Origin of the sequence: Actinoplanes oblitus (assembly GCF_030252345.1) — a bacterium.
GTDB classification, from domain to species: domain Bacteria; phylum Actinomycetota; class Actinomycetes; order Mycobacteriales; family Micromonosporaceae; genus Actinoplanes; species Actinoplanes oblitus.
The window spans coordinates 4,881,419-4,898,010 of record NZ_CP126980.1; the positions used below are offsets into that span (position 1 = coordinate 4,881,419).

The following is a 16,592-nucleotide window of genomic DNA, read 5'->3' on the forward strand; positions in this document are numbered from 1 at the left end:
CGACAATGGCGCTCAAAGCCACCTTGAACCGGCTCGACGCGAAGGGCTCGCCCTACCTCTACGTGGTGCCGTTCTTCCTGCTCTTCGGCATCTTCGGGCTGTACCCGCTGATCTACACCGGGTACGTGTCGTTCAACGACTGGAACCTGCTCGACGGCGGCGAACACCAGTGGGTGGGCCTGGCGAACTACCGCGAGATGCTGCAGGACGCGTACTTCTGGAACTCGCTCGGCAACACGCTGAGCATCTGGGTGCTCTCCACGGTGCCGCAGCTGCTCGCCGCCCTCTGGATCGCCCACCTGCTCAACCACAAGCTGCGCGCCCGCACCAGCCTGCGGATGGGCGTGCTGCTGCCCAACATCACCTCGATCGTGGCCGTGACCATCGTCTTCACCCAGCTCTTCGGCCGCGACTTCGGCATGATCAACTGGCTGCTCGGCCTGGTCGGCGTCGGGCCGATCGACTGGCAGGCCGACACCTGGAGCTCGCACCTGGCCATCGCGACCATCGTGATCTGGCGCTGGACCGGCTACAACGCGCTGATCTACCTGGCCTCGATGCAGGCCATCCCGCACGACCTGTACGAGGCCGCCGAGCTCGACGGCGCGTCGTCGACCCAGCAGTTCTGGCGGATCACCGTGCCGAACCTGCGCCCCACCATCATCTTCACCACCGTCATCTCCACCATCGGCGGCCTGCAGATCATCGCCGAGCCGCTGCTGTTCGCCGGGACCTCGACGCCCACCGGCGGCTCCGACCGCCAGTTCCAGACCATCGCGCTGTTCATGTACGAGCAGGGCTTCCGGGAGTTCCGGTTCGGTTACGCCTCGGCGATCGCCTGGACCCTGTGCCTGATCATCGCCGTCTTCGCGATCGCCAACTTCCTGCTGACCCGGCGCATCGCCAACGACGAGGAGTAGCCGCCGTGACCGTTCTCGCCAACCCGCCGGCGACCCGTACCGAGCCGCCCGCCGCGCCGAGACGCCGGGCGAACCGCCGTGGCTTCGGCTTCCCGCGCCGCGGCTCGGTCTGGACCTATGCCGCCCTGCTGGCCATCGTGGCCGGCTCGCTGTTCCCGCTCTACTGGTCGTTCGTGGTGTCGTCGCAGACCAGCGAGGCGGTCGCGAAGACGCCGCCGGTGCTGATCCCGGGTGGCCACCTGTTCGACAACATCGCCCGGGTCTTCGACAGCACCAACTTCGGCAAGGCGCTGCTCAACTCGTTCATCGTCAGCGGGTCGATCACCATCTCGGTGGTGTTCTTCTCCACGCTGGCCGGGTTCGCCTTCGCCAAGCTCAAGTTCCGTGGCCGCAAGCTGCTGCTGGTCCTGGCTATCGGCACCTCGATGGTGCCGCAGCAACTCGGCATCATCCCGCTCTACATGCTGATGACCAAGCTCGGCTGGACCGACCAGCTCGCCGCCGTGATCGTGCCCGGCCTGGTCACCGCGTTCGGCGTCTTCTTCATGACCCAGTACCTCGGCCGGGCCGTCCCCGACGAGCTGCTGGAGGCCGGCCGGATGGACGGTTGCACCACGTTCGGCCTGTACTGGCACGTGGTGCTGCCGGCCGCCCGGCCGGCGGCCGCGGTGCTCGGCCTGTTCACCTTCATGCAGGCCTGGAACGACTTCTTCTGGCCGCTGGTGGTGCTGCAGAACAACGCCACCGTGCAGGTCGCCCTGTCGTCGCTGGCCAGCGGCTACACCACCGACTACACGCTGACCCTGACCGGCACGCTGCTGGCCACGCTCCCGATCCTGGTGATCTTCATCGTCCTCGGCCGGCAGATCGTCGGCGGCATCATGCAAGGAGCGATCAAAGGTTGACCAGCTCATTCGACATCCCCGACATGCCGGACGGCTTCGTCTGGGGAGCCGCCACGGCGGCCTACCAGATCGAGGGGGCGGTGGCCGAGGACGGCCGCGGCGCCTCGATCTGGGACACCTTCACCCGGCGCCCGGGCGCCGTCGCCGACGGGACCTCCGGCGAGGTGGCCTGCGACAGCTACCACCGCTGGCGCGACGACGTGGACCTGCTGGAGAAGCTCGGCGTCGACGCGTACCGGTTCTCGGTGGCCTGGCCGCGGGTGCTGCCGGCCGGGCACGGCACGGTCAACCGGGCCGGCCTGGACTACTACGACCGGCTGGTCGACGCGCTGTGCGAGCGGGGCATCCGGCCGTTCGTCACGCTCTACCACTGGGATCTGCCACAGGCCCTGGAGGACGCCGGCGGCTGGCGGGTGCGCGACACCGCCGACCACTTCGCCGACTACGCGGCTGTGGTCGCCGGGCGGCTCGGTGACCGGGTACAGGACTGGATCACGCTCAACGAGCCGTACGTCTCGTCGATGGTCGGGTACGCCGAGGGCCGGCACGCGCCGGGCGCCACCGAGGGGCACGGCGCGCTCGCGGCCGCCCATCACCTGCTCGTCGGGCACGGCGGCGCGGTGCGGGCGCTGCGGGCCGCGCGGGCCGGCGCCCGGATCGGCATCACGCTCAACCTGTCCCCGGCGGTGCCGGCCACCGGCAGCGCGGCCGACCGGGCGGCGGCGCACCGGATGGACCTGATGCTCAACCGGCAGTTCACCGACCCGGTGCTCGGCCGGACCTATCCGGACGGCTTCGCGGAGCTGTACGCCGGGGTGAGCGACCTGTCCTTCCGGCGCGACGGTGACCTGGAGCTGATCGGGGCGCCGCTGGACTTCCTCGGCGTCAACTACTACTACCGGATCCACGCCGCCGACGCCCCGCGCGAGCGGGACGACCCGGCGCGGCGCAGCGCGTTCGACATCGGCGTGCGCTCGGTGACCCGCGAGGGCGTGCCGGTCACCGACCTGGGCTGGCCGATCGAGCCGCACGGCCTGTACGAGACGCTGACCGGGCTCGCCCAGCGGTACCCGGACCTGCCGCCGGTCTACGTGACCGAGAACGGGATCGCCCAGCTGCGCGACGACCCGGATGCCGATCCGGAGCGCATCGCGTTCGTCGCCGGGCACCTGGCGGCCGCCGCCCGGGCCGCCGCCGACGCCCCGGTCGACCTGCGCGGCTATTTCTACTGGTCACTGCTGGACAACTTCGAGTGGGCGCGCGGGTACGGGCCGCGGTTCGGGCTGGTGCACGTGGACTATCCGACCGGGACGCGGACGCCGCGGGCCAGTTACCACTGGCTGCGGGAGCGGTTGTCCGGGCGTACCGGAAACCGGTTTTGATCAAAATAAGTGCCGTGGCGGTGCAACAGATCGGGTGCCGTGGAACGTCATAGATGTATGGGCTTCACGCGCCTGCGGGCATATCTCGTCTTCGGTGTCCTGGCCATCGCCGCGGCCGTGGTCGTGGCGGTCGCCGTGGTCCGCGACAGCCAGGGCGGCGCGGCGGCGAGCGGTTGCCCCGCGGGCACCACGCTGGTGAATGTGACGTTGCCGCGCGACGCGGCGCAGGTCAGCCTCCGGGTGCTCAACGGCACCCGGCGGGCCGGCCTGGCCGAGCAGGTCAGCGCCGAGTTCAAGGATCGCGGCTTCAAGATGCAGCCCACCAGGACCAGCAGGACCAAGTCCGCCGAGGTCGCGGTGATCCAGTTCGGGCCGAAATCGGTCGGCGCGGCCCAGTGGATCAGGGCCTACTTCCTCGGCGAGGCGAAACCCGAGTACAACGCCAAGCGCACCACCGATGTCATCGACGTGGTGCTCGGTGACCGCTATCAATCGCTGGCCACGGTCACCGAGGTCAACCAGTCGATGGCGCAGATCGGGGCGCCCAGCGCGCCGCCGGGCACGTGCCCGGGCAGCGTCGCCTGACGAGCCCGCCGCTGAGGCATACTGCAGAGATGCCGGCCGATGAGTCGCCGGTCCGGCCGCCGACGCTGAACCAGGTCGCGGCTCGGGCCGGGGTGAGTCTCAAGACCGCGTCGCGGGCGCTCAACGGGGAACCCTACGTGTCCGGCGCGACCGAGCGGCGGGTCCGGCAGGCCGCCGACGAACTGGGCTACCGGCTCAACGGGCTGGCCCGTGAGCTGCGGACCGGGGGGACCTCGGCGCTGGTCGGGCTGATCAGCGGTGACCTGGCGAACCCGTTCTATTCGGCGGTCGCCAGCGGGGCGGAGCGGGAGCTGCGCCAGCACGGGCTCCTGCTGATCACCGTCAACAACGACGAGGACGGCGAGCTGGAGAGCAGCCTGCTCACGGCGCTGGTGGAGCGACGGGTCCGGGCCCTGCTGGTGATCCCCAGCGGTGGCGGCCTCGTCGCGAACAGCGCGAGCGCCCACAACGTCCCGTTCGTGTTCGTCGACCGGCCACCGGTGGGGATGGCCGCCGACTGCGTGCTGATCGACAACACCGGCGGCGCCCGGGCCGCCGCCGAGCACCTGCTGGCCGGCGGCCACCGGCGGATCGCGCTGGTCGCCGACCTGGTCCGGACCGCCTCGCAGCGGGCCCGGATCAGCGGGTTCGCCGCGGCGATGCGCGCCGCCGGCAACCCGGCGTGGGAGTCCTACCTGCGCACCGACGTGCACGACGCGGCCACCGCCACCCGGGTCGTCGGCGAGCTGCTCGATCTGCCGGAGCCGCCGACCGCGCTGTTCACCACCAACAACCGGCTGACCATCGGTGCGCTGCGCGCCCTGCGCGGGTGCCGGCGGCCGCCGGCGCTTGTCGGCTTCGACGACTTCGAGCTGGCCGACGTGGTCGGAGTGACCGTTGTCGCGCACGACATGACGGAGCTGGGGCGCGCGGCGGCCCGGCTGGCGTTCGACCGGATCGGTGGTCACACCGGCCCGCCGCGGACCGTCGTCATTCCGGCGACGCTGGTGCCGCGCGGGTCCGGCGAGCGGTGACCCGCCGTCACCGCGGTGACTGATCGCTGTCGGCACCACCTCGCGGACCCGAAGCCGGCCGCGGTCAGCCGCGGTCCGGCCGGGGGATCCGGATGCCGGCGGCCCGGAGCTTGCCCTCGAAGAGCGCGGTCAGCCGCGCCGTGGCAGGTGTCGGCTCGTCGCCGTGGCGGGCGATCAGCGTGTACCGGGTCGCGGCCTCGGTACGGGCTTGCAGGCCGGTCACGGTGTTCAGCAGCGCCGGGTCGGCCAGGTAGTGCTCGGCCGCGGCGGTGGCGAGCTCGACCAGCCGCGGATCATCGGGTTCCCAGGTCGCGGCCTGGGCCGCGCGTCTGGTCAGGGCGACGAGCCGGGTGTCGTGCAGCGCCTGCTCGACATGGGTGAGGTAGTCGTCGAAGCCGTCCGGCACGAGGGCCCTGGCCAGCACCCAGGAGTCCCTGGTGGCGGCCACCTCGTTCGCGGTGAAGCCGAGTCCGGGCATCCGCTCCAGCAGCGCCACCGCGCGGTCGGGTAGCAGTGCCCGGTCGCCGTCGGCGAGGCGATGCAGCGTGGCCCGGCGCGCGGTCAGCTCGTCGATCCGTGCGGTGAGCTGCCGCTCGACGCCGGCGAGCGTGGTGGCGAACCGCTCGGCGTCGCCGTCGATCATGGGCCCGATCTCGGCCAGTGGCACCCCGGCCTCGGCCAGCGTCCGGACCCGTACGAGTCGTAGCAGGTCGGCCGATCCGTACCGCCGATAGCCGGACCTGTCGCGTTCCGGCTCGTCGATCAGTCCGACCTTGTGGTAGTGGCGCACCGTCTTGACGGTGACGCCGACGAATGCCGCCGCCTGCCCGATCGTGACTCCGTTGGTCATCCGGTCAGCCTGCCTCGTGTTCCAGCCCGGCGGCCACGCCGGGCTCGACGAGCCCGGCGTGGCCGCGGTTCGCGGTGCGGATCACGGGTGCTCGGCTCGTCCGCCGCCGAAGACCTCGTCGACGAGCCGATGCTGGGCGTGCCGGAATGCCGCCCCGATCGACAGCTCGGCGTCGTCCACACAGCTCAGCGTAGCGGTCAGGGTCCTGCGGCCGTCGGGTGTGCTGTACATCAGCGCCGCGTGGCCGACGGTGGCGCCGTTGTGGCAGATGACGGTGCCGCCCGCGTCCGTGGTCACCACGAACACACCCAGGCCGTAGCCCATGTTCGGGATGCCCGTCGGGTACGGGGTGCACATCTCGGCCAGCAGCGGCGCCGGCAGGAGTTCGCCGCCCATGAGCGCGGAGATGAACGTGTGCAGGTCCTGAGTGGTGGAGATCATGTCGCCGCCGGTGGAGAGCCAGGACGGGTTCTGCCGGGTGACGTCGACCGTCGTGTCACCGTGACGGTAGTAGGCGTGCGCGTGCGGCTCGGGAAGCTCCGGCGAGGCGTCCGGCACCACGGTGCCCGACAGCCCGAGCGGCCCGATGATCAGCCGCTGCATCTGTTCGGCGTACGTGTGACCGGTGACCTTCTCGATCAGCAGCCGGGCGAGGACGTAGTTGGTGTTGGAGTAGCTCCACCCCGCTCCGGGCTCGAACCGTGCCGGCTCGGCCACCGCCAGCCGGACCAGGTCCTCGGGCTGGTAGGTCGTGAACCGGTTGGCCAGCCACTCCGGGCCCGTGGTGCCGTAGGGGATCGGGATCCCCGGGGCGATCGTCCCGTCGTCGTGGACCTCGCCGGTGAAGTTGAAGATCCCGCTGGTGTGCCGCAACAGCATGCGCACGGTGATCCGCCCGTCCAGCCCGAACTCGGGCAGGTGCCCGGCGACCGGATCGTCCAGCCCGAGCCGGCCCTCGGCCACCAGCCGCAGCACGACGGCCGCGGTGAACGTCTTGGTGTTGCTGCCGACGCGGTGATGCCCGTCGGCCGGTGGCTTCGCGGTCCCGCCCAGCTCGGCCGTCCCGGCGGTGCCCACCCACTCGCCCTGTTCGTCGTGCACCCGCAGCGCGACCCCGAGGAACCCGGAAGCCACGATCTCCTCGATCGCCTTCCGCAACCGCGGACGATCGGAGGTGGCGGTCCGCGGAACGCTTGCGTCGTGGCCGGTAGGAGTGGTGTTCATGGTGGTCGCTCCCCGAGGTCGGTTCGGCTCGTCGTCGGCGTGCCGCTGCGACGAGCGTCGACCCTGCCCCTAGGTCAACCTCAACCGTGTTGTGGACCACAGCCGGGCACGGCAGGTGCCGGCCGGTCCCGGAATCCGGCCGGGGCCGACCGGCCATCCCGCGCGGCCGGTCGGATTCCGGGACGGTGCTGTGCCGATCAGCCGCGGACGTCGAACTCGTAGATCCGGGCGGCCCCGTTGCCGTCGCTGGCCGGGGTGATCACGCTGAGCCGGACGTACCGGGCATCCGCGTCGACCGTCGTGCTGGTGCTGTCCGCGGTGTTGCCGCGGACCGTGGCCCGGGTGGTCCACGTCGTACCGTCGTCCGAGGTCAGCACGTCGAAGTCCCGGGTGTTCCAGGCCGGGTACTCACCACCGGCGCCGGCGTGCCGGATCACCACCGAGCCGATGTGCCGGGTGCCGCCCAGGTCGGTCTGCAACCACTTGGTGGCGCCGCCCGAGCACCACTTGTCGGTCCAGCCGCCCAGCCAGCTGCCGTTGACCGCCTTGTCGGCGCCCTCGGCCGCGCCGCACGCCGAGTCGGCGGCGGCCGGGCGGCTCAGCGCCAGGTCGGCCGGGAAGCTGCTCGACCCGTACACCTCCAGTTCGTAGATGCGGGCGGCGTTGTTGCCGTCGTTGGCCGGGGTGGTGACGTCCAGCCGGACGTACCGGGCCGTGCGGGCCGGGATCGGCGCGTAGGTGCGACTGGCCCGGGCGTTGCCGACAGTCACCGCGTTCGACCAGGTCGCGTTGTCGGTGCTGGTCGCGATGGTGAAGGCGGCGGTGTTCCAGTTGGTCCGCTCGCCACCGAGACCGGCGTGCTTGACGATGAACGAGGACACGTTCCGCTCCGAGCCCAGGTCGACGGTCAGGGTGCGCGGGGTTCCGGTCGTACACCACTTGCTGTTGTCCTTGAGCAGGTCGTCCACGGCCTTGGCCGGGGTTTCCGCGCCGCAGGCGGCCGCGCCGCCGGTGGCCGGCTTGTTCAGCGCCAGGTCGGGACCGAGGTCCGGCTCGGCGGGCGGCTGCTGTGCGCCGTCGCCGAAGCTGGGCGGGACGTCACCGGCGGCGGTGCCCCAGCCGCCGGGGGAGGAGCCCATCGTGTACGCGATGGTGGCCCCGTCGCCGATCTGCGGATACCGGATCCAGTTGTGGCTGGTCGCGGTGCCGTCGACGGCGAGCGACTGGACGTACCGGTTGGTGGCGCTGCCGCCGGTGATGGTGATGTCGCCGCCCGGGCGCCGGATCAGCGCCTGCGGGAAGAGGCCACCGTGCACCGCCAGGGTGTCGGCGCCCGGGGTGACCGGGTAGAGGCCGAGGGCGGCCCAGACGTACCAGGCGCTGGTGGCGCCGAGATCGTCGTTGCCGGGCAGGCCGCCGGCGCCGGTGGTGAACGACTCGCTCATCACCCGGCGCACCGCGTCCGAGGCGCCGGCCGGCCGGCGGGCGTAGTGGTAGGTCCACGGGACGCCGTGCTCCGGCTCGTTGCCGACGTAGAAGTACGGCCGGGACAGACCGCCGTTGAGCTCGGTGAAGTGGTGGTCGAGCCGTTGCGCCGCGGTGTGCGGGCCGCCCATCAGGGTGACCAGCGCGCCCAGGTTGTGCGGCACCATCCAGGTGTACTGGGCGGCGTTGCCCTCCACGTACGGCTTTTCGGTCGCCGGGTCGAGGGGCCACGAATAGGCGCCGTTGCCCTCCCGGTTGTGGATGTACGCCGATTCGCCGTTGAACAGGCTGCGCCAGTACTGCGCGTGCGTCGCGTAGGTGTCGTAGGCGGTGGTGTCGCCGAGCGCCTTGGCGAACCGGCTGATCGCGAAGTCGCTCGACGCGTACTCGAGGGTCTCCGACGGATTTCCGGGAATGTAATGGCCGCTCTCGTAGGAACCGCGATTGCCGCGCAGCACATAGCCCTGCGTGCTGCCGCCGGTGGCGCTCTTCTTCATCAGCGCGAGGGCCGCCGCGGTGTCGAAACCGCGCACCCCGAACGCGTAGGCGCTGGCCACGATGATCGGCCCGGGGTCGCCGGGCATCACGAAGTCCTCGATGCTCTGCTGCGACCATTTCGGCAGCAGGCCGCCCTGCTGGCCGTCGAGCACCATCGACGCGACGATGTCGCTCATCACGTCCGGCGCGATCAGCGCGGTCAGCGCCGCCCACGAGCGGTAGATGTCCCAGCCCGAATAGTTCTGGTACACCGGATGCGAGGCGGTGTGCACCGCGCCGTCGAATCCCATGTATTGCCCGTTGGTGTCGCTGGCGACGTTCGGATTCATCAGCACGTGATAGAGCGCTGTGTAGAACTTCTGCAGGTCCGTCGTGCCGCCGCCGGTCACCTGGATCCGATTGAGTGCCGCGTTCCAATCATCAAGGGCATGCTGGCGTACGGCGGGGAACGCGCCCGCCTCGGCGGTGGCGTTGTTCTGCGCGTTCGCGACGCTGACGAACGAGATGCCGACGGTCGCGGTGACCACCGGGTTCGCGCTGGTGTCGAATGTGACGTAGGCGCCGGCCTGGTTACCGCTGACGCTTGTCGACCCGGCGGTGACGGTGCCGCCGTTGAACGTGCCGACGCCGGTGGGCGTGCGGTCGAACAGGATCGAGTAGTACATCTTGAACGTGCGCCCGCCGCAGAAGCCGCCGGCGGTGTGCTCGCCCCAGACCCGGTTACCGCTGATCGTCACGTTGCCGGCCCGGTCGCCGGTGGCCGACCGGGAGGCGTTGATCAGCACGCGGGCACTGGTCGTGGCGGGGTAGGTGAGCCGCAGCGCGCCGGTGCGGGTCGTGGCGCTCAGCTCGGCGTCGATCCCGTACTTGTCGAGGCGGTTCTTGTAGTAGCCGGGGACGGCCGACTCGTTGGACTTGGTGTAGCCGCTGGCGTATGAGGTCCAGGCGCTGCCCGGCGAGGAGCCGAGGTTGCCGGTGATCGGCAGGATCGGCAGGTCCTCGTTGTTCGGGCAGCCGGCGCCGTTGAAATGGGTGAGGCTGAACGACTCGATGGTCCGGTCCCGATCGCGGTAACCGGACGGCGAGCCGGTCGGGGTGTCCGGGCTGAACTGCACCATCCCGAACGGCACGGTGGCGCCGGGGAAGGTGCTGCCGCCGGCGCCGCCGCCGACCGGGTTGGGGGAGTTGCTGTCGTCGGTGCCGACGAACGGGTTGACGTATCCGGTGAGGTCGAGGTCGGCGGCGTGGGCCGTCACCGGGATGGAGAGGCCCGCGGCGGTGAGGAGGGCCGCGGTGGCGAGGGTACGGAGCATTGTTGCCGTCCCTTCGGAGCGTGACATGGGTATGACAACGTTGTCAGCACAGATCAACGAATGTCAATGCATGCCTGGTTCCGGAACCTCGCCGCCGGGTGTCTTCACGGCGGCCAGGTGGGGGCTCGGTCAGGGCGCCCGGCGGCGCGGCTCACCCGTAGGCGCCAGTCGGCGTCGCCGGTTGCGGCCCGCCGATGGCGGCACTGCGGCCTCGGCGCGAGGCTCAGCCACAGTCGGTCACCTGGACTGTCGCGACGACCGCCGGTGGGGCCGCGCGACTGGCCCGGGCCGGGCGGGCTCGGAGCGAACCGGTCAGAGGCCGGCGATGGAGGCCGGGGCTCGTTCGGCTCGGCTGAGGGCTCGGATCAGGGCGGGCTGGCCGTGGCGGCGGGCGGCCAGGTGGCAGAGGACGCTGATCACCGGGTCGAACCAGGACGGCGGGAACGGAGGAGTGTCGGCGCCGATGCTGGTGGCCAGGTCGTCGCAGTGGACGGCGAGTTCCAGCAGGCGGGTCACGAGGAAGTCGTCCAGGGAGAGGGACCACGGGCCCCACGGCAGCTGGATGACGCGGTCGGGTGGTTCGGCGGGCAGCCGGCGGCGCAGGGCGGCCAGGGCGGTGGTGGCCGCTTCGGTCACGGCCGCTGCTCCGGCGGTCGCCGCCTCCTCGGCCGAGCAGCGGATGTAGACGTTGACGTCGCTGTCGAGGCCGCTGTCGATCCAGGTCGACCTGGCGAAGTGCTCGGCCAGCCGAATGTGTTCGTCGACCACTGGCGCGTCCAGCACCGGTGGCACCTGGGTGACCTGGCCGGCCAGGTGGGCGGTCAGGCCGCCGACGCGTAGTCGCGCCAGCGAGCTCGGGGCGTCCCAGCGTTCCGCCACGGCCGGCTGGGCCAGGAACGCGGTGACCACCTCGGCCGACTCCAGGTAGACCTCTCTGACGCTCACGGACACCAGTCTGGGGACGGCCCGGCCGGTACTCAACGGGAAGAACCCGGCTGGGCGACTGAAGCGAAACCGGGTGGGGTCCGTGCGCGACCGTCTTGATCAAATAGGCGGATGACCGATGAGGAGATCGCCGAGCGGATCCGCCGGGCGCGGCGGCGCGAGCAGACGCCGGGCAGGATCGGGCGGCACGAGGTGCTCGTCGACACGGTGCGGCTGCCGGGCGGGGTGGTCACCACCGTCCACCGGGTGCTCGACGGGCGGGTCACGGTGCTGCGGGCCGGCGCTGACTCGTTCCGCGAGGACGTGGCGCTGGCGTTGCTGGACGTGCCGGCGGTCGCGAGCGGCACTGTCGAGCCGGTCGCCATCGACGTGCCCGGGCTGCGGCTGGACCGGGCGGTCGCGCTGGGACCCGCCGGCGACTCGGGGCTCGACCCGGAGCTGGACACCCGTACGGTGACAGTGGTGGCCGTGCACCACAGCGAGATCCGGCCGGGCGAGGCGGAGGCGGACTTCCACACGGCGATCTCGTCCCGCGGCACCGGCCTGGTGCACCACCTCGACGACTGGCATCGGCACCCGGCGCCGCGGGCCGACGCGCGGCTGCTCGACGACTGGCCGGGCGGCATGATGCGGCGGTCGGCGAAGTTCCACCCGTGGCAGGCCGAGCGGATGCTGACCCGGGTCGCGCCGGACGGGCCGGCCGGGGTGCGCGTCGAGATCCGGAGCATGGGCGGCCACGTGCTGGTTCTGCGGCGCGAGTGGGACCGCGGCGTCGGCACGCTCACCTTCCCGGACGGCACGACCACGCCGGTCGACCTGCCCCGGCACGAATTGTGGGCGCGTCTGAGCCCGATCTTCCTCGGCGAGGAGCGCGAGGTGCCAGAGGCGCCGGAGGTGCCAAGAAAGCCCGAGGTGCTCGAGGGGCGAGAGGAATGGAGGGAGTCAGAGAGGCGCGAGGACGGCGCGGACCGGGACGGTGGTGCGCAGCCGGCCGGCTTGGCCACTGTCGCGCCGGGCACCCCGGAGCTCGACGTGCTGGAGATGCGCTACCAGACACGGGACCACGGCTGGGCGGCCCTGCCACGGATGGAGGCCCTGGACAGCTGCGTAGCCCGGCTCGACCACCACATCCTGCGGGCGCCGGGCAACTGGGCGGTCTTCACGTCCCGGTCGGACGCGGTGATCCAGGTGGAGTGCACCGAGGCCGGCCGGCTCTGGCTGGAGACCCCGGACCCCGCCACGAAGCAGTCCCGGGGCCGCCTGGTGAGCGTCCGGGAGGCCACCACCCTGCTGGAGATCCTGGCCCGCGAGGACCGCAGCGCCGTCGCCGAACTCCCCGGCGTCGAGACGATCGCCTGGGACTGATCTCGGCCGGCCGCCGGTGCGGACGTGTCCGGGCCGACCGGCCACGTCCGCGTGGATACCCGCCGGTGCGCGTTTCGCCCGCCGTACCGGTGGTACTCGCAGGTCATGGACCAGGACACGACACCGGTTCTCGACGCGATCGAGCAGTATCGGGACGAGGGCGATTACACGTTCGCGCTGCCGGGGCACCGGCTCGGCAAGGGTATCGACGAGCGGACCGCGGCGGTGCTGTCGCGCGGCGCGTTCGCCGCCGACGTGATCACCGCGAAGCAGGTGGTCGGCGACGCCGAGAAGCTGTTCGCCGAGGCGGTCGGCGCCCGCGACGTGATCTTCACGACCTGCGGTTCCAGCATCTCCATGCACACCGCGATGCTCACGCTGATCGGGCCGGGCAAGAAGATCCTCGCCGACCGGAACGTGCACAAGTCGGTGGTGGCCTCACTGATCATGGCCGGTGCCGAGCCGATCTGGCTGCGCCCGCGCTGGGATCACCGGCGGCAGATCGCCCACCCGGCCACCGTCGGCGACGTCGAGGCCGCGCTCGCCGCGGACCCGGACATCAGCGCGGTCCTGGTGATCACCCCGACCGAGTACGGCTGCGGCGCCGACGTGCGCGGCATCGCCGACGTGTGCCACGAGCGCGGCCTCCCGTTGCTGGTCGACGAGGCGTGGGGCGCGCACTTCGCGTTCCACGACGGGCTGCCGACCGCGGCCGTGCGGGCCGGCGCCGACCTGGTGGTGCAGAGCCTGCACAAGGCCGGTGGCGGTCTCTGCCAGGCGTCGATGATCCAGGTCGGCGGGGATCTGGTGGACCCGGTGGACCTGCGGCTGCGGCTCGACCTGATCACCACGACCAGCCCGTCGGCGCTGTTCTACGGCTCGATCGACGGGTTCCGCCGGCACATGGTCGGGCACGGCCGGCGGCTCCTCGACGCGGCACTGGACCGTGCCGGCCGGCTCCGGACCAGGCTGTCCCGGGTGCCCGGGCTGAGCGTGATGGACGCCTCGATCATGGACGAGGACGGCGTCGCCGAGTGGGATCCGCTCAAGCTCAGCGTGGACGTGTCCGGGCTGGGCATCACCGGTTACCAGGCCAAGGAGTGGCTGCAGACGGAGAAGCGGCTGACCGTGCAGCTCGGCGACGCGCGCCGGGTGGTCTGCTCGCTCACCTACGCCGACGACGAGGCCGCGTTCGAGCGGCTCACCGGGGCGCTGGAGGAGCTCGCCGCCAAGCCGCCGCGGCCGGACCGCCCCGGCCCGCACATCCCCGCGATGGAGGATTTCGACCTGGAGCAGGCGATGAACCCGCGGGAGGCGTTCTTCGCCGAGACCGAGCAGGTCGCCGACCCGGTCGGGCGGATCAGCGCTGAGATGATCAGCCCCTATCCGCCGGGGGTGCCGGCCATCCTGCCCGGTGAGCGGTTCAACGCGGAGGTGGTCGAGTACCTGCGGGCCGGACTGGCGGCCGGCATGGTGCTACCGGACGCCGCCGACCCGGAGCTGTCGACCTTCCGCGTGGTGCGAGCCTGACCCGGGGGGAGACCCCCGGGAACGGCGCGGACGGGCGTACCCCCATCGGGTTTTGATCTTGGAAGGGGGCTAGCGGGGGAGCTTGACCCGCACGACGGTGCCGGTGGGCTGGTTGTCGTCGAGCGCGATCGTCCCGTGGTGACGCCGGACGATGGCGTGTGCCAGGCTGAGCCCCAGTCCGCTGCCGGGGATGCCCTGGTGGCGCACGTTGCTGCCGCGGAAGAACCGGTCGAAGACCCGGTCGTGTTCGGTCGCCGGGATCCCGATCCCGGTGTCGGCGATGCTCAGCTCGACGGTGTCGTCGCCGGGACGCAGCACCACGTGGATGTCCCCGTCGGCCGGGCTGTACGCGGCGGCGTTGGCGAGCAGATCGTCGACGACCTGCCGCAGCCGGCCGGCGTCGCCGTCGACGAGCAACTGCTCCGGGAGTTCGGTGGTGATCGTCGGGGCGGTGGTCGGGCGGGCCGTCTCGACCGAGTCGGCGACGAGCCGCGCCAGGTCGACGCGACGCATGGTCAGTGCGGCGCGGCCCGAGTCGAGCCCGGCGAGATCCAGCAGGGTTTCCACGATCTGCTGCAGGGCCGACGTGTTCCGGCTGATCACTTCGAGCATGTACCGGTGGTCCGGGTCGAAGGCGGCGCCGTCCTCGACGAGCAGCCCGGCGTTGGCGGCGATCGAGGTCAGCGGGGTACGCATCTCGTGGCCGACCAGCGCGATGAAGTCGTCCTGGGACCGGCCGAGCTGGCGGGCGTACTGTTCGGCCCGGCGCAACGCCACGTAGACGCCGATCTGCGCGGCGACGCCGTCCAGCAGCACGGTCAGCAGGTCCTCGTGGAACTCCGGGCTGTCGGCGTAACAGGTGAGCACGCCGAGCAGGGTGCCGCCGTCGCGGACCGGGACGGCGAGCACGGTGCGGATGCCACGGTCGCGGCAGATCCGGATCCGGTCCCGTTCGTAGGGAGTCGGATTCTGCAGGTACTCGCCGATGTCCGGGACCCACAGCGGCTCACCGGTGCGCCAGACCCGGCCGGTGATGCCCTGCCCGCGCACCGGCATGTGGCCGAAGAACCCGTCGTCGGGAGTCTCGGTCGCGCAGAAGTGCCCGGCCGAGCGCAGCAGCTCGGTGGTGTCGTCGACGAGGAACAACTCGGCGCACGGCCAGCCGAGCGCCTCGGCCACCGCGCGCAGGATCTCCGGCGTGGCGGCGGCCGCCGATTCGGCGGTGCGCAGCGCGTGCTCGACCTGCTTGTGGCACTCCCGGAACCGTTCGGCGCGATGCAGCGCGGTGACCTCGTGGGCGACCGCGACGGCGCCCAGCCGGGAACCGTCGGTGCCGGTGATCGGCTGGGCGGTGGTGGCGAACCGGCGGATCCGGTGACCCGGTACGACGGTGAGGACGTCCACGTCGACGACGTATTCACCGCGGAAGGCGCGCATCAGCGGGGTCTGTTCCCACGTCATCGGCGTCATGTCCGCGTAGCGCAGCATGTCGTTCAGGGTGGCCGGATAGTCGGCCGGGATCTCGTAGGTGTCGTCCCAGCCGCGAACGGCGCGCAGCGCCCGGTTGAGCACCACGACCCGGCCGGTCTCGTCGCAGGCGGCCACCCCCACCGACAGGCTGTTCAGCAGCGCGGTCAGGAAGCTGCTGTGCCGGTCGGCGAGTTCCTCGGCGGCGTTCTGGTCGGTCAGATCGGTGAGGAACATGCAGGCCAGGGCGCCGGATGCGCCGCGGACCACGGACAGCGCGGCGCGTACCGGCAGGCGGTGGCCGTCGGCGTGCCGCATCGTCAGATCGCGCGGCACGGGCCGGCGCGGGGCGGCCTCGAAGAGCCGGCCGAGGGCGGCGCTGATCGGCTGGTCGTCGTAGCCTGGCCGCAGGGTGTCGTCCAGGCGCCGGCCGCACACCTGCTCGGCGGTGTAGCCGAGCAGGCGGTGGGCGGCATGGTTGAAGCCGACCACGACGCCGTCCGTGTCGATCGCCAGGAACGCCTCCTGCACGCTGTCCAGCAGCGCGGCGCTGTCCAGGCTGGTGAGCTCGCCCGGTCGGGCCACGGCGACGGCGGTGGGCCGCAGCAGCTCGGCGATCTCACCGAGGATCGTGGTGTCGCCGGCGGTCCACTGCCGGGCCACGGTGTCGAACACCGTCAGCGAGCCGATCGCCTGATCGGTACGGTCCCGCAGCGGCACGCCGGCGAACGAGCGCACGCCGAACCGCTGTGCCAGCGGATGGCGCCGCAGCTCGGGGAAGTCGGCGACGAGCAGGTCGGGCTGGAGCATCGGCTCGTTCCGGCTGACGATGTACTTGCACACCGACACGGAGAGGGGTGCCCGCCCGGTGTCGATGAGCGCCGGCGGCAGCTCGTGGGATCCGGCGAAGTGTTCCTCCAGATCGTCGACCAGGGTGACCGCCGCCATCGGCGCGTTCAGCAGCCGGGCGGCCAGCCGGGCGATGGCGTTCAGCGGCAGCGGCGCGGCCGGTAGTGACCGCCGGGCCCCGGCCACCGCGGCCAGCCGCCCGGGGTCGTTCAGTGTCGTTTCGTCGAATGCCGCCATGAG

12 protein-coding genes are annotated in these 16,592 nt (G+C 71.6%); 7 read left to right on the plus strand and 5 right to left on the minus strand.

All coding sequences use genetic code 11. The annotated features are described in order from the left end of the window. The first annotated feature begins 5 nt into the window (after positions 1-5). From Actob_RS21850 to Actob_RS21870, 5 genes are read left to right on the plus strand one after another with little or no spacing between them, the layout of a single operon-like run. Positions 6-920: a carbohydrate ABC transporter permease gene (locus Actob_RS21850; protein WP_284922182.1), complete on the plus strand. Its 915-nt coding sequence runs from the start codon at positions 6-8 to the stop codon at positions 918-920. Between the two features lie 5 nt (positions 921-925). After that, a complete protein-coding gene (locus Actob_RS21855) occupies positions 926-1,825 on the plus strand; it encodes a carbohydrate ABC transporter permease (RefSeq protein ID WP_407653680.1) in 900 nt (299 codons plus the stop codon). A 23-nt stretch (positions 1,826-1,848) separates the two neighbouring features. Next, on the plus strand, positions 1,849-3,207 hold the full coding sequence (locus Actob_RS21860; protein WP_284922363.1) for a GH1 family beta-glucosidase: 1,359 nt from the start codon (positions 1,849-1,851) through the stop codon (positions 3,205-3,207). A gap of 57 nt (positions 3,208-3,264) precedes the next feature. Further along, on the plus strand, positions 3,265-3,792 hold the full coding sequence (locus Actob_RS21865; RefSeq protein WP_284922183.1) for a LytR C-terminal domain-containing protein: 528 nt from the start codon (positions 3,265-3,267) through the stop codon (positions 3,790-3,792). Positions 3,793-3,821: 29 nt separating this feature from the next. Next, on the plus strand, positions 3,822-4,826 hold the full coding sequence (locus tag Actob_RS21870) for a LacI family DNA-binding transcriptional regulator (protein ID WP_284922184.1): 1,005 nt from the start codon (positions 3,822-3,824) through the stop codon (positions 4,824-4,826). A 64-nt stretch (positions 4,827-4,890) separates the two neighbouring features. Here the strand turns inward: Actob_RS21870 and Actob_RS21875 are convergent, their stop codons facing one another. The 4 genes from Actob_RS21875 to Actob_RS21890 all read right to left on the minus strand — a co-directional run bounded on the left by Actob_RS21875 (position 4,891) and on the right by Actob_RS21890 (position 11,141). Beyond that, on the minus strand, positions 4,891-5,676 hold the full coding sequence (locus Actob_RS21875) for a MerR family transcriptional regulator (protein WP_284922185.1): 786 nt from the start codon (positions 5,674-5,676) through the stop codon (positions 4,891-4,893). A gap of 81 nt (positions 5,677-5,757) precedes the next feature. Beyond that, the gene (locus Actob_RS21880) at positions 5,758-6,834 is read right to left on the minus strand and encodes a serine hydrolase domain-containing protein (protein WP_284922186.1); all 1,077 of its coding nucleotides are present in this window, start codon (positions 6,832-6,834) and stop codon (positions 5,758-5,760) included. A 263-nt stretch (positions 6,835-7,097) separates the two neighbouring features. Next, entirely contained in the window at positions 7,098-10,196 is a 3,099-nt protein-coding gene (locus tag Actob_RS21885; protein ID WP_284922187.1) for a GH92 family glycosyl hydrolase, read from the minus strand. A 312-nt stretch (positions 10,197-10,508) separates the two neighbouring features. Beyond that, positions 10,509-11,141 carry a maleylpyruvate isomerase N-terminal domain-containing protein gene (locus tag Actob_RS21890; protein WP_284922188.1) on the minus strand — a complete coding sequence of 211 codons (633 nt, stop codon included), beginning with the start codon at positions 11,139-11,141 and terminating at the stop codon, positions 10,509-10,511. Positions 11,142-11,252: 111 nt separating this feature from the next. On the opposite strand from Actob_RS21890, the gene Actob_RS21895 reads away from it, so the two are divergent. Together Actob_RS21895 and Actob_RS21900 are read left to right on the plus strand one after the other, a co-directional pair. Beyond that, entirely contained in the window at positions 11,253-12,506 is a 1,254-nt protein-coding gene (locus tag Actob_RS21895; protein ID WP_284922189.1) for a hypothetical protein, read from the plus strand. Between the two features lie 105 nt (positions 12,507-12,611). Further along, on the plus strand, positions 12,612-14,036 hold the full coding sequence (locus tag Actob_RS21900; RefSeq protein ID WP_284922190.1) for an aminotransferase class I/II-fold pyridoxal phosphate-dependent enzyme: 1,425 nt from the start codon (positions 12,612-12,614) through the stop codon (positions 14,034-14,036). A 69-nt stretch (positions 14,037-14,105) separates the two neighbouring features. Here Actob_RS21900 and Actob_RS21905 read toward each other — a convergent pair whose 3' ends face one another. Continuing rightward, positions 14,106-16,589 (minus strand): sensor histidine kinase, encoded by a 2,484-nt coding sequence (locus Actob_RS21905; protein ID WP_284922191.1) that lies wholly within the window; start codon positions 16,587-16,589, stop codon positions 14,106-14,108. Positions 16,590-16,592: the final 3 nt, after the last annotated feature.